13 protein-coding genes are annotated in these 13,731 nt (G+C 66.5%); 7 read left to right on the forward strand and 6 right to left on the reverse strand.

Annotation, left to right across the window (positions count from 1 at the left end; all coding sequences use genetic code 11):
* The first annotated feature begins 2 nt into the window (after positions 1-2).
* From D3877_RS15870 to D3877_RS15895, 6 genes are all read left to right on the forward strand, one after another.
* Positions 3-767 carry a glycerophosphoryl diester phosphodiesterase gene (locus D3877_RS15870; protein WP_119831705.1) on the forward strand — a complete coding sequence of 255 codons (765 nt, stop codon included), beginning with the start codon at positions 3-5 and terminating at the stop codon, positions 765-767.
* Between the two features lie 204 nt (positions 768-971).
* Positions 972-2,345 carry an NAD(P)H-dependent flavin oxidoreductase gene (locus D3877_RS15875; protein WP_238474912.1) on the forward strand — a complete coding sequence of 458 codons (1,374 nt, stop codon included), beginning with the start codon at positions 972-974 and terminating at the stop codon, positions 2,343-2,345.
* Positions 2,346-2,505: 160 nt separating this feature from the next.
* Positions 2,506-2,952 carry an iron response transcriptional regulator IrrA gene (gene irrA / locus D3877_RS15880; protein WP_119832487.1) on the forward strand — a complete coding sequence of 149 codons (447 nt, stop codon included), beginning with the start codon at positions 2,506-2,508 and terminating at the stop codon, positions 2,950-2,952.
* A 158-nt stretch (positions 2,953-3,110) separates the two neighbouring features.
* Positions 3,111-3,527, forward strand: a complete 417-nt coding sequence (locus tag D3877_RS15885; RefSeq protein ID WP_119831706.1) for a rubrerythrin family protein — start codon at positions 3,111-3,113, stop codon at positions 3,525-3,527.
* Positions 3,528-3,635: 108 nt separating this feature from the next.
* Positions 3,636-5,000: a heterodisulfide reductase-related iron-sulfur binding cluster gene (locus D3877_RS15890; protein ID WP_119831707.1), complete on the forward strand. Its 1,365-nt coding sequence runs from the start codon at positions 3,636-3,638 to the stop codon at positions 4,998-5,000.
* A gap of 23 nt (positions 5,001-5,023) precedes the next feature.
* Positions 5,024-5,614 carry a DUF3501 family protein gene (locus D3877_RS15895; RefSeq protein ID WP_119831708.1) on the forward strand — a complete coding sequence of 197 codons (591 nt, stop codon included), beginning with the start codon at positions 5,024-5,026 and terminating at the stop codon, positions 5,612-5,614.
* A 136-nt stretch (positions 5,615-5,750) separates the two neighbouring features.
* On the opposite strand, the gene D3877_RS15900 is transcribed toward D3877_RS15895, so the two are convergent.
* Together D3877_RS15900 and D3877_RS15905 are read right to left on the reverse strand one after the other, a co-directional pair.
* Positions 5,751-6,392 carry a DUF2239 family protein gene (locus D3877_RS15900; RefSeq protein WP_119831709.1) on the reverse strand — a complete coding sequence of 214 codons (642 nt, stop codon included), beginning with the start codon at positions 6,390-6,392 and terminating at the stop codon, positions 5,751-5,753.
* Between the two features lie 106 nt (positions 6,393-6,498).
* Entirely contained in the window at positions 6,499-7,029 is a 531-nt protein-coding gene (locus D3877_RS15905) for an SH3 domain-containing protein (protein ID WP_119831710.1), read from the reverse strand.
* A 251-nt stretch (positions 7,030-7,280) separates the two neighbouring features.
* Here D3877_RS15905 and D3877_RS15910 point away from each other — a divergent pair, with 251 nt between their 5' ends.
* On the forward strand, positions 7,281-8,270 hold the full coding sequence (locus D3877_RS15910; protein WP_119831711.1) for a 2-hydroxyacid dehydrogenase: 990 nt from the start codon (positions 7,281-7,283) through the stop codon (positions 8,268-8,270).
* A 54-nt stretch (positions 8,271-8,324) separates the two neighbouring features.
* On the opposite strand, the gene D3877_RS15915 is transcribed toward D3877_RS15910, so the two are convergent.
* The 4 genes from D3877_RS15915 to D3877_RS15930 form a co-directional block, all read right to left on the reverse strand.
* Entirely contained in the window at positions 8,325-10,130 is a 1,806-nt protein-coding gene (locus D3877_RS15915) for an acyl-CoA dehydrogenase (protein ID WP_119831712.1), read from the reverse strand.
* A gap of 72 nt (positions 10,131-10,202) precedes the next feature.
* The gene (locus tag D3877_RS15920) at positions 10,203-11,132 is read right to left on the reverse strand and encodes an electron transfer flavoprotein subunit alpha/FixB family protein (protein ID WP_119831713.1); all 930 of its coding nucleotides are present in this window, start codon (positions 11,130-11,132) and stop codon (positions 10,203-10,205) included.
* Positions 11,129-11,881, reverse strand: a complete 753-nt coding sequence (locus tag D3877_RS15925) for an electron transfer flavoprotein subunit beta/FixA family protein (RefSeq protein WP_119831714.1) — start codon at positions 11,879-11,881, stop codon at positions 11,129-11,131. Before D3877_RS15925 ends, D3877_RS15920 begins: the two co-directional genes overlap by 4 nt.
* A gap of 146 nt (positions 11,882-12,027) precedes the next feature.
* A complete protein-coding gene (locus D3877_RS15930) occupies positions 12,028-13,656 on the reverse strand; it encodes an acyl-CoA synthetase (protein WP_119831715.1) in 1,629 nt (542 codons plus the stop codon).
* Positions 13,657-13,731 lie beyond the last annotated feature (75 nt).

Genomic DNA, 13,731 nt, shown 5'->3' on the forward strand with positions numbered 1-13,731 from the left:
CCATGCTGTCGACTCTTCCCCGCCTGATCGGTCATCGCGGCGCCAAGGAAAACGCGCCGGAGAACACGCTCGCCTCGATCCGCGAGGCCGCCCGCCAGGGCGCCCGCTGGGTCGAACTGGACGTCATGCTGTCGCGCGACCAACGCCCGGTCATCATCCACGACGACACGCTGGACCGCACCACCAGCGGGACCGGCCCGGTGCCGCTGCGCGACGTCGCCGACCTGCGCGCGCTTGACGCCGGAACTTGGTTCGATGCGAAATTCGCGGGCGAACCGCTGCCGACCCTGGAAGAGGCGGTGGCGCTGATCGACGCGCTGGGGCTTGGCCTGAATCTGGAAATCAAACCCTATCCGGGGCAAGAGGTCGCGACCGCCACGGTGGCGCTGGAAACGCTGCGCGCCCTGTGGCCCGCTGGTCGCCCGCTGATGTTCTCCAGCTTCGAGATCCCCTGCCTGGAGGTGGCGCGAAGCCTGTGGCCGGAAATCCCGCGCGGCTATCTGATTTGGGAGGAGCCGGAGGATTGGGCGGCCATCGCCGACCGCGTCGGCGCGGCGACCTTCAACGTCAATCATGAATGGCAGACGCCCGAGACCATCGCCGCCTACCGCGCCACCGGGCGGGCGGTTCTGGCCTACACGGTCAATGAGGCGGAGCGGGCCAAGACCCTGTTTGACTGGGGCGTGGCGGCGATTTTCACCGACGCGCCGGGGCGTTTGGAGTCGGAACTGTCCGGTTCTTCCGTTCGCGACGAGCGGAAATCCTGAACGTTTTTTGCGTGAGGGTTCGAATCCGCTCGTAGGGAGCGCCGATTCCTCATATATAGAACCGCTTGGCGCACCCTGCCGGAAGCCGTCCGGTTTTCGACGGGGCCTTTTGTCGTCGGGTGTCCGCCGTGTTGATCCGGCGTCCTGGTTTGGGCGCGCGTTCGGTTTTTGGAGGGTTCGTTGAAGGCGTTGAAGCCGTTGCCGATGTCCGGTCGGGATGTTCTGCCGCTCGTCGAGGGTGGCAAGGGGATTGCCGTCTCCAACGGCGAAAGCTCCGGCGCCTGGGCGGCGGCCGGTGGGGTTGGCACCTTTTCCGGGGTCAACGCCGACAGCTATGACGAAGACGGCAACCTCCTGCCGCAGATCTACAAGGGCAAGACCCGGCGCGAGCGCCATGACGAGTTGATCGCCTTCGGCATCGAGGGCGGCATCGCCCAGGCCCGCATGGCGCACGAGGCGTCGAACGGCCAGGGCCGCATCCACATGAACGTCCTGTGGGAAATGGGCGGGGCCGAGCACATCCTGAACGGCGTGCTGGAAGGGGCCAAGGGCCTGATCCATGGCGTCACTTGCGGCGCCGGCATGCCCTACAAGGTCGCCGAAATCGCCGTTCATCACGGCGTGCATTATTACCCCATCGTGTCGTCGGCCCGCGCCTTCCGGGCGCTGTGGCTGCGCGCCTACAACAAATTCCGCGAGAATCTGGGCGGCGTCGTCTATGAGGATCCGTGGTTGGCGGGCGGCCACAACGGCCTGTCCAATTCCGAGGATCCGCAGAAGCCGGAGGATCCGTTCCCCCGCGTTCTGGCCCTGCGCCAGATGATGAACAGCTTCGGCCTGAACAACACCCCCATCGTCATGGCGGGCGGCGTCTGGTGGCTGTCGGAATGGGAAGACTGGATCGACAACCCCGATCTGGGGCCGATCGCCTTCCAGTACGGCACCCGTCCGCTGCTGACGCAGGAAAGCCCGATCTCCACCGCGTGGAAGAATCGGCTTTTGAACCTGAAGCCGGGCGACGTCTTCCTCAACCGCTTCTCGCCGACCGGCTTCTATTCGTCGGCGGTCAAGAACCCCTTCCTGCTCGATTTGATGGCGCGGTCGGAACGGCAGATCGCCTATCTGCCCAAGCCGGTGGGCGAACATTCCGCCGAATTCCCGGTCGGCCCGCGCGGACGCCCGGTTTACGTCACGGAAACCGACAAGGTCCGGGCGGAAGGCTGGCTCAGCCAGGGCTTCACCACCGGCCTGAAGACGCCCGACAGCACGCTGATTTTCGTCACGCCGGAACAGTCGGACAAGATCCTGCGCGATCAGGTCGATTGCATGGGCTGCTTGTCGGCCTGCGGCTTCTCCAACTGGATGCAGAACGACGCCGGGACCACCGGCAAGAAGGCCGATCCGCGTTCCTTCTGCATTCAAAAGACGCTCCAGGCGGTCAGCCACACCGACGATTGCGAAAATCAGTTGATGTTCGCCGGACACAACGCCTATCGCTTCGCCTCCGATCCCTATTACGCCGACGGTTTCATCCCGACGGTGAAGCAGTTGATCGAGCGGATCGCGTCCGGCTACTGATTTTTGCTTGTGAGTTCAGGGCTTTCCCCAATGGGCCGTGCGACGCGCAGTGTTGCGTCGCACGGCCCATTGGCTTTAGAATGGCTCGAATGTGACGGAGCGACCCTCCGCCGCGCGACCCGCGATTGACGCCGTTCGGCTGAGGGGGGCTTTGCCCATGATGACCGCCAACCGCCCTTACAAGCTGGTCCTGGACCGTCTGAACGGCGTTGGCCTGCGTCCGACCCGTCAGCGTTTGGGGTTGGCCCGGCTGTTGTTCGAGGGCTGCGACCGCCACGTCACCGCCGAACAATTGCATGGCGAGGCGCTGTCCGCCGATCTGCGGGTGTCGCTGGCGACCGTCTACAACACGCTGAATCAGTTCACCGAGGCCGGTCTGCTGCGCGAGGTGGTGGTTGAAGCGGGCAAATCCTATTTCGACACCAACACCAGCGAACACCATCACTTCTTCCTGGAAAACACCGGGCGCTTGGAAGACATTCCCGGCGATCATCTGGTGGTGCAATCCCTGCCGAAAGCCCCGGTGGGGACGCGGATCGCGCGGGTGGACGTGATCGTCCGCTTGGTCGAAGACGCCAGCCCGGCGACTGCTCCTTTTTGCGATTGATTCGCAAATTGTGCGACGCTGCGGCGTCTTGGCGCAGTCTTTAGAGTTCTTCCAGATTGTTGACGCGACCAACGGTTGGCGCCACTATTCCCGTCACGCCCGCGCGGGTGTGACGCACGCACGGTGACGCTGGGCGCAATCGTCTGGAGGACCCCGTCATGGCGTTGAAGGGCAGCAAGACCGAAGACAATTTGAAGGCCGCGTTTGCCGGTGAAAGCCAGGCCAACCGCCGTTATCTCTATTTCGCGCAGAAGGCCGACGTCGAAGGCTACAACGACGTGTCCACCGTGTTCCGCTCCACGGCGGAGGGGGAAACCGGCCACGCCCACGGTCATTTGGAATTTCTGGAAGAAACCGGCGACCCTGCCACCGGCCTGCCCATCGGCGCGACGTCGGACAATCTGAAGGCGGCCATCGCGGGCGAAACCCACGAATACACCGACATGTATCCCGGCATGGCCCGAACCGCCCGCGACGAGGGGTTCGACGAAATCGCCGATTGGTTCGAAACGCTGGCCAAGGCGGAAAAAAGCCACGCCGGGCGCTTCCAAAAGGCGTTGGACAGTCTGAACTGAGGAACGCCGTCCTCCTCTCCCCCGTCCCCCTTCTCCGTTGGCGGCGGGGGAGGGGTGGGGCTTGCGCGTCCGACGCCGCGACACCCATTCCTCCGAGGAGACCGTTCCATGCGCGAAGGCAGCCTGGGGGCGCCGGTCCGTCATCCGCTCGACTGGCAAAACCCTGATTTTTTTGACGAGGCCAAGCTCGACGCCGAGGTGCGCCGGGTCTTCGACATCTGTCACGGCTGTCGGCGCTGCTTCAATTTGTGCGACAGCTTCCCCCGTCTGTTCGATCTGGTGGATCAGGCGGGCGACGCGGAACTGCACGGCGTGCCGTCCGACGCGTTCAAGGGCGTGGTGGACGCCTGCACGCTGTGCGACATGTGTTTCATGACCAAATGCCCCTATGTGCCGCCGCACGAATGGGCGTTGGATTTCCCGCATCTGATGGTGCGTTACCGCGCGGTCGAGGCGAAAAAGAACGGGATTCCCTTTGCGCTCAAGCAATTGACGCAAACCGACCGCAACGGCGAACTGGCGCGCCCGGTCGCCGCCATCGCCAATTGGGCCTCGGCGGAGACCAACAGCCTGACACGCCCGCTGCTGGAACAGGTGGCGGGCGTCCACCGCGACGCGCATTTGCCGCGCTTCACCGGCAAAACCCTGACCATGCGGGCCAAGGCCGAACCGCTGGCGCTGAATCGCGACGCCCCGGCCTTTGGCAAACGCAAGGCGGTGCTCTACGCCACCTGTTCGGGCAACTACAACAACCCGTCCATCGGCATGGCCGCCCGCGCCATTCTGGCCCGGAACGGCGTCGAGTCGGAGGTGGTCTATCCCGGCTGCTGCGGCATGCCGCAGCTTGAACAGGGCGATCTGGCGCGGGTGGACGGCAAGGCGGCGACGGTCGCCACCGCGCTCGCCCCCTGGATCGACCAGGGTTACGACGTCATCGCCCTGGTGCCGAGCTGCGCCCTGATGCTGAAGCTGGAATGGCCGTTGATCGCGCCAAAGGGTGCCCCCCACCGCGCGGCGGTCGAAAAACTGGCCCAGGCGACCTACGACGTCAGCGAATACATCGTCGACATCGCCCGCAAGGAAGGGCTGGCCCCCGGCCTGGAACCGCTGCCGGGCGGGGTGGCGCTGCACATCGCCTGCCACGCCCGCGCCCAGAACATTGGGCAAAAGGCGGCGGAGATGCTGCGGCTGATCCCGAAGGCCGATCTGAAGGTGATCGAACGCTGCTCCGGCCATGGCGGCTCTTGGGGCGTGCTGACCGAGAATTTCCCGCTGGCGCTCAAGGTCGGCAAGCCGGTCGCCGCGCAGGCTTTGGCCTCGGGCAAGCGTTTCGTCGCGTCGGAATGCCCAATCGCCGGGCCGCACATCATGCAGGGGATCGAGCGGTTGGCCGATCCTGAACTGCCGTCCCCCCGATTGGAAAACCTGCACCCCGTCGAACTCTTCGCCCGCGCCTACGGCATTGCCGTCTGAGCCGGACCCACCAGGAGCCAGCCATGGCCGCCAAGACCGAAATCACCCGCGCCGACATCCTGCCGATGGCCCAATACACCGCCGAGCGGGCGGAGCGCCGGAAGGCGCTGGTGGCGCTGAAAAAGAACCGCCGCCTGTCGGTCGGCCCGCACGCGACCTTCTTTTTCGAGAATTACGAAACGATGTGGCAGCAGATCCACGAGATGCTGCGCATCGAAAAGGGCGGGGAGGAGCAGATCGCCGACGAGCTGCGCGCTTACAATCCCCTGATTCCCAAGGGGCGGGAACTGGTCGCCACGGTGATGTTCGAGATCGACGACGCCGACCGCCGCCACCGCGTGTTGAGCGCGCTGGGTGGCGTCGAGGCCCATATGGAGATCAAAATCGGCGGCGAGACCGTTCCGGGCCGCTCCGAGGCCGACGTCGAACGCACCAACGCGGCGGGCAAGACCTCGTCGGTGCATTTCATCCATTTCGACTTCACCGACGCGCAGGTGGACGCCTTCCGGCATCCAGGCGCGCCGGTGATGGTCGGGATCACCCACCCCAACTATGGCCATCTCGCGGTGATGCCGGAGGCGGTGCGGGCGGCTCTGGCGGAGGATTTTGCGTGAGGGGACGTTTTCCCCCTCCCGAACCCTCCCCCGCTCACGCGGGAGAGGGAACTCCGCTGAACGCCGACAAGGAACCAACCCCCTCTCCCGCAACGCGGGGGAGGGATGGGGAGGGGGCCATCCACACGCGCGCGTCTCACGCCGCTTGGGTCGCCGCCTCGCCGCCTTGCAGGGCCGCCGCCGCCAGATGGGCGGCGTGGCTGCGGATGTCTTCCGGCCAAGCCTGGATCAACGCGCTGAAGCGGTCGGCGTCCTGGGCGTAGAAGGCGCGGACGGCCTCCTCATACTGGGGCAGATCACCGGCCATGACGGTCATGAAACGGTGGACGGCCTCGCTGGCGCGGCGGGCGCGGTCCTTGTCCAGGCTGGCCCGCTTGGCCTCTTCCACCAGCTTGCGCAGGGTGACGGAGGCGCCGCCGGGCTGGGTCGCCAGCCAATCCCAATGGCGGGGCAGCAGGGTGACTTCGCGCGACACCACGCCCAGCTTGGGACGGCCCGGCCCGCTCTTGCGCGCGGCCTCCGCCGGGACGGGTTGCGGCAGACGGGCGAGCACGTCGTCCAGGCTGCCGCGCAGGTCCAACTCGATCCGGGCGCTGGTCGCGGCCTCAAAAATCAGGATGGGGGCGGAATCGTCGCTGTCGCTGTGCGCCTTCACCGCGCGGGCCAGCGTGGTCAGCGGACCAAGGGCGATGCGGCGCGATCCGGCGAAGGCGATGCAGGCGGCGGTTGGGCTTAGGGTGCTTAAGCTGGTGTTGGCAGGCGTGTCGCTGCTGGTCACGGTGATCTCTCCTGGCCTTGCCTTGGCGCGCCCGTGCGGCGTCGTGAAGGCGGCGGGCGTTGTTTAGCCCGGATGATGGAGCAGCGTCAATAACACCGGGGTAAAATCACTCGATTTTTTCACCGGGGTAGGTTCCCCAGAATTCCGACCGTTGCAGCCAGCCGCGATAGCCCTTGATGTCGATCTCGCACCAGTCGCCTTGGCATTTTTTCAGGGAGCCGATGACGCCGATCTCGGCCCGGGCGACGACCGGCGCGTCGCTTTGCGGGGCTTTGCGCAGGGAACGCACCTGCCCGATGACCAGCGCGCCGCGCTTTCCGGCCAGCGCGCTTTGATGCACCCAGCCCTCGCTGCCCTCCCAATCGCGGATGCGCCGCCAGGTGTCGAACTCCTGGATGATTTCCACCGGCATCTCCTTGCGGGTGAACACCCAGTCGATGGGGTAGCTGCCGTTGGGGCCGGAGCGCAAATTGACCTCGCCGACGCGCAGGGTGACGAATCGCGGAATCGCCAAGCCGGAGGCGTGGGTCGGATCCTTTTCCTTGCGCGGTTCGGCGGCGCTGACCGGGAACGCCAAACCGCACCCGGCCCCGATGAGCAGGGTCAGCGCGACAAGGGCGAAGCGGCGAGCGGGCATGGAACACACCGAATCAGGGGCGGGCGATTTTGGAACGGACATCGGTCTTGGAACCAGGGGAACCGGGCCGCACTATAGTAAGGTTGGCTTGGTCGGGGCAAGGATCGCCGCCCAAACCGGGCCGCCGCGCTGGTTTCAGGGCGGTCATTCGTCACAGCGATCTGGACAGTGAAACAACCGCTTGGTATGGCAACCGCAGGCCGTCTTGCGCATCGCAGGCGCGGTCATAAGGTTAGGGGAGGCGCCGCTCGATGACCGACAAGAAAAAGCCGCTCGTCGTCGTTACACGCAAGCTGCCGGATGTCGTCGAAACCCGGATGATGGAGCTGTTCGACACCCGTCTCAATCCAGACGACGCGCCGCTCAGCGCCGCGCAGTTGGTGGACGCGGTGGCCAACGCCGACGTGCTGGTTCCCACCGTGACCGACCGCATCGACCGTGAGTTGCTGGACAAGGCCGGGCCGCGCCTGCGCCTGATCGCCTCCTTCGGCACCGGCGTCGATCACATCGACCTGAAGACGGCGCGCGAGCGCGGCATCGTCGTCACCAACACGCCGGGCGTGCTGACCGACGACACCGCCGACATGACGATGGCGCTGCTGCTGGCCACCGCCCGGCGCTTGGCCGAGGGCGAACGGCTGGTCCGGTCCGGCCAATGGGCTGGCTGGGGGCCGACCACCATGCTGGGCCACCGCATGACCGGCAAGCGGCTGGGGATTCTCGGCATGGGGCGGATCGGCCAGGCGCTGGCCCGACGGGCGCGGGCGTTCGGCATGTCGATCCACTACCACAACCGCCGCCGCGTTCACCCGGATCTGGAACAGGAGCTGGAGGCGACCTATTGGGCCAGCCTGGACCAGATGCTGGCCCGGATGGACATCGTGTCGATCAACTGCCCGCACACCCCGGCCACCTATCATCTGCTGTCGGAACGCCGGCTGAAGCTGCTGCGCCCGCATTGCTACGTCGTCAACACCTCGCGCGGCGAGGTGATCGACGAGGTGGCGTTGACCAAGATGCTGTCCAAGGGCGAAATCGCCGGGGCGGGCCTGGACGTGTTCGAGCATGAACCGGCGGTCAACCCGAAGCTGCTGCGACTCGACAACGTCGTCCTGCTGCCGCACATGGGATCGGCGACCATCGAGGGCCGCATCGACATGGGCGAGAAGGTCGTCATCAACATCAAGACCTTCATCGACGGCCACACCCCGCCGGACCGGGTGCTGGAAACCCTGCTGTAAGGGCGATCCTGAGTTTCCCTCTCCCGTTTTGGGAGAGGGAAAAACAAGCGTGGCTTACGCCGCGAACAATTGTTCGTCGCTGAGCGCCATCACCGAACCCGATCCCGCCACCACCGTCGTCCGCAACGCCGCGACGCGGGGCAGGAAATGGTCGGCGAAGAAGCGGGCGGTCAGCGGCTTGGCCGACAGGAACGCCGTGTCGGGATCGCCCTCGGCCAGCTTCGCCACGGCGACGCGCCCGGCGCGGGCCAATTGCCAGCCGCCGACGACCAGCCCCAGCAGTTCCAGCAGAGTGACCGAGGCCGCCGCCGGAACGCGGACGTCGTCGGCCCCCGCCGTCAGCAGCCATTCCACCGCGTCGCCCGCGTGAACCGTGCTGTCGAGCAGGGCGAGGCCGGTGACGCGCAGCGAGTCGTCGGCGCCGTCGGCCAACTCACGGCCCAACGCGGCGATGTCGGCGAGCAGGGCGCGCGCCCCGGCCCCGCCGTCGCGCAGGATCTTGCGGTTGACGAGGTCGTTGGCCTGGATCGCCGTGGTGCCTTCGTAAATCGTCGTGATGCGGGCGTCGCGGTAATGCTGGGCGGCGCCGGTTTCCTCGATGAAGCCCATGCCGCCATGCACCTGCACGCCGTCCGACGCCAGGAGCTGGCCGGTTTCGGTGCACCAGCCCTTGGCGATGGGGGTCAGCAGATCGACCAGCAGACCGGCGCGCTTGCGTTCGGCCTCGTCCGCGTGGTTGTGGGCGACGTCCACGGCGGCGGCCGCCGTGTAGAGGATGCCGCGCATCGCCTCGATCCGCGCCTTCATGCCCATCAGCAGGCGGCGCACGTCGGGGTGATGGACGATGGCGAAGGGGGCGTTCCCGGTCCAGCCCAGCGGCTTGCCCTGCACGCGGTCGCGGGCGTAGGACAGCGCCTGCTGATAGGCGCGCTCGGCGATGGCCAACCCCTGCATCGCCACGTTCAGCCGGGCGTGGTTCATCATGGTGAACATGTATTCCAGGCCGCGATTCGGCTGGCCGACCAGCCAGCCGACAGCCCCGCCCTCGTCGCCGAAGGACAGAACGGCGGTCGGGCTGCCATGGATGCCCAGCTTGTGCTCCAGCGACACGCAGTTGACCTGATTGCGGGCGCCGATGGAGCCGTCGGCGTTGACCAGGAATTTCGGCACGACGAACAGCGAGATGCCCTTCACCCCCGCCGGCGCGTCGGGCAGGCGGGCCAGCACCAGATGGACGATGTTCTCCGTCAGGTCATGGTCGCCGTAGGTGATGAAGATCTTCTGGCCGCTGACGAGGTAATGATCGCCGTTCGGCACGGCGCGCGAGCGGGTGGCGGCGAGGTCCGACCCGGCTTGCGGCTCGGTGATGTTCATCGTGCCGGTCCATTCGCCCGAAATCATCTTGGGCAGATAGATCGCCTTCAGCGCGTCGTCGGCGTAGAGCTGCATGGCGTTGACGGCGCCTTGCGTCAACATCGGGCAGAGCGCGAAGGCCATGTTGGCCGACTGCCACATCTCCTGAACGGCGGTGTTCAGCAGGTTGGGCAGGCCCATGCCGCCCTGTTCGGGATCAAAGGGCAGGCTGTTCCAACCGCCCTCGACCAGCGTCTGCCACGCGGCGCCCCAGCCGTCGGCGGTGCGGGCGACGCCCGCCGCGTCCAGCTTGGCCCCTTGGCGGTCGCCAATCTCGTTCAGCGGGGCCAGCGTGTTTTCGGCGATCTTGGCGGCCTCGCCGAGAATGCTGTCCACCATGTCGGCGGAGGCGTCCTCAAAACCCGGCAGCGCCGCGACGTCGGCCATGCCGGCGAGATGGTCGAGAACGAAGCGGATCTCTTTGAGCGGCGGAACATAGGCGGTCATGAGGACGCCTCCCTAAGAATGGGGTGAAGAACGCCCTCTCCCGGTTCGGGAGAGGGCGCAGGCATGGGCGCGTTACAGCTCGGCGGACAGTTCGGGCAGGGCCTTGAACAGGTCGGCGACCAGACCGTAATCGGCGACCTGGAAGATCGGCGCTTCCTCATCCTTGTTGATGGCGACGATGATCTTGCTGTCCTTCATGCCCGCCAGATGCTGAATCGCGCCGGAAATGCCGACGGCGATGTAGAGATCCGGGGCGACGATCTTGCCGGTCTGGCCGACCTGATAGTCGTTCGGCACGAATCCGGCGTCCACGGCGGCGCGCGACGCGCCAACGGCGGCGCCCAGCGTGTCGGCGATGGCCTCCAGCAGGTGGAAATTTTCGCCCGACTGCATGCCGCGTCCGCCCGCCACGACGATGCGGGCGGCGGTCAGTTCGGGGCGTTCCGACTTCGACAGATCCGCCGAGACGAAGCGCGACAGGGCCGGGTCGGCGACGGCGGCGACCGCCTCGACCGGCGCGGCGGCGGCCCCATCACCGGCGGCGTCGAAGGCGGTGGGGCGCACCGTCACCACCTGGACCGAATCCGCCGATTCGACGGTGGCCAGCGCGTTTCCGGCGTAGATCGGGCGGACGAAGCGGTGCGGCGAGACGACGCCGGTGATCTCCGACAGCATCGCGACGTCAAGCAGCGCGGCGACGCGGGGCAGGGCGTTTTTCGCCGTCGAGGTCGCCGGGGCCAGAATGTGGCTGTAGCCGCCCGCGAGGCTGACGATCAGGGCGCTCAACGGCTCGGCCAGCGGGTGGGCGTAGAGCGCGGAGTCGGCGACCAGCACCTTGGCGACGCCGTCGATTTTTGACGCGGCGTCCGCCACGGCGGCGACGCCCGATCCGACGACCAGGACATGGAGGTCGCCGCCGATGGCCTTGGCGGCGGTGACGGCGTTGCGGGTCGCGGCCTTGAGCTGACCCTGTTCATGTTCGGCGAGGAGGAGGACGCTCATGGGATGACCTTCGCTTCGTTCTTCAGCTTGGCGACCAGGGTGGCGACGTCGGGAACCTTGACGCCCGCGCTGCGGGTCGGCGGCTCCTCGACCTTCAAAACCGTCAGGCGCGGGGTCAGATCGACGCCGAGCGCGTCGGGGGCGACGATCTCCAGCGGCTTCTTCTTCGCCTTCATGATGTTGGGCAGGGTGGCGTAACGCGGCTCGTTCAGCCGCAGATCGGCGGTGACGACGGCGGGCAGGGGCAGGGCGATGGTTTCCATGCCGCCGTCCACCTCGCGGGTCACGGTCAATTCGCCGTTGGCGGCGGCGATTTTGGAGGCGAAGGCCCCTTGGCCCCAGCCCAGCAGCGCGGCCAGCATCTGGCCGGTCTGGTTGCAATCATCGTCGATCGCCTGCTTGCCGACGATGACCAGACCGGGGGCTTCCTTGGCGACGATGGCCTTCAGCGCCTTGGCGACGCCCAGCGGCTGGGTTTCCAGGTCGGTCTGCACCAGGATGGCGCGGTCGGCCCCCATGGCCAGCGCCGTGCGCAGGGTTTCCTGCGCGGCGGTCGGGCCGACGGCGACGACGACGATCTCGGTCGCCGCGCCTGATTCCTTGAGGCGGACGGCCTCCTCGACGGCGATTTCGTCAAACGGGTTCATCGAGAATTTGACGTTGGCCGTCTCGACGCCGGTTTGATCGGTCTTCACCCGGATTTTGACGTTGTAGTCCACGACGCGCTTCACGGCGCAGAGGATTTTCATGGCGGGGATCCTCGGGGGAGTGGTGGTGTTTTTGTGGCGTGGGAGCGCTGGGCGGAGTTTGCCCCCTCCCCATCCCTCTCCCGCGCAGCGGGGGAGGGTTAGGGAGGGGGAAACGGCGGCCCGCAAAGAGGGGCCGAACGCGCCCTTTACAGTTCCTCGGTCTGCTTGCGCAGGACGAACTTCTGGATTTTGCCGGTCGAGGTCTTGGGCAGCGGGCCGAAGACCACGGTGCGCGGGGCCTTGAAATGGGCCATGTGGGCGCGGCAGAAGGCGATGATGTCGGCCTCGGTCGCGCTGGCGCCGTCCTTCAGGCTGACGAAGGCGCAGGGCGTTTCGCCCCATTTCTCGTCATGGCGGGCGACGACGGCGGCCTCCATCACGTCGGGGTGCTTGTACAGCACATCCTCCACCTCGATGGACGAGATGTTCTCGCCGCCGGAGATGATGATGTCCTTCGAGCGGTCCTTGATCTCGACATAGCCGTCGGCGTGCCAGACCGCCAGATCGCCGGTGTGGAACCAGCCGCCCGCGAAGGCTTCGTCGGTCGCCTTGGGGTTCTTCAGATAGCCCTTCATGACGTTGTTGCCGCGCATCATGATCTCGCCCATCGTCCGCCCATCCTTGGGCATCGGCGCCAGCGTGTGCGGGTCGGCGATCATGATTTCTTCCAGCATCGGGCCGCGCACGCCCTGGCGGGCCTTGATCGCCGCCTTGTCGTCGATGGACAGGTCGTTCCAGCGGTCATGCCAGACGCAGACCACGGTCGGGCCGTAGCATTCGGTCAGGCCATAGACGTGGGTGACGTCCCAGCCCATGCGCTCCATCCCTGCGATCACGGCGGCGGGCGGCGCGGCGCCCGCGACCATCACCTTGACCTTGTGGTTTATGCCCTCCTTCAGCGCGGCGGGCGCGTTGTTCAGCATGTTCAGCACGATGGGGGCGCCGCAGAAATTCGTCACCTTCTCCTCGCGGATCAGATTCAGCACGGCGTCGGGACGGACTTGACGCAAGCAGACGCTGGTTCCAGCGGTGACGGCGATGGTCCAGGGGAAGCACCAGCCGTTGCAGTGGAACATCGGCAGCGTCCACAGATAGACCGGCGCGTCGCCCATGTTCCAGGACAGCGCGTTCGACACCGCGTTCAGATAGGCCCCGCGATGGTGGTAGACGACGCCCTTCGGGTTGCCGGTGGTGCCGGAGGTGTAGTTCAGCGCGATGGCCTGCCATTCGTCGGTCGGCAGGATCCAGGGATGTTCGGTCCCGACGTCGGCGAGGAAGGATTCGTAATCGCGGTCGCCGATCAACTCGCCGCCGACATAGGTCGGATCGTCGATGTCGATCACTGGGATCGGCGCGTCGAGCAGGGCCAGCGCCTTTTTCGCCACGCCGGAGAATTCGCGGTCCACGATGAGAAGCTTGGCTTCGGCATGCTTCAGGATGAAGGCGATGGCCTCGGCGTCGAGCCGGGTGTTGATCGCGTTCAGCACGCCGCCGGTCAGCGGCACGCCGAAATGCGCCTCGAACAGTTCGGGCGTGTTGGCGGCCAGCATGGCGACGGTGTCGCCTTTGCCGATGCCGACGTTGGCCAGCGCGGCGGCCAGACGGCGCACGCGGGAAAAGGTTTCCGCCCAGTTGCGGCGGACGGCGCCATGGATGACGGCGGTGCGGTCGGGCCAGACCGACGCGGCGCGCTCCAGATAGGTCAGCGGCGTCAGCGCCACGAAATTCGCGGCGTTGCGGTCGAGGTCGCGTTCGTAAGCGTTGGCTTCACTCATCGGACCATTCTCCCCAGGGGTGATTCTTGTTGGCTTTGTTCGGCTTCGGCTTTCGCCAAAAACGCCAGCGGGCCG

The sequence above is a fragment of the Azospirillum cavernae genome, from assembly GCF_003590795.1.
Lineage (GTDB): Bacteria > Pseudomonadota > Alphaproteobacteria > Azospirillales > Azospirillaceae > Azospirillum > Azospirillum cavernae.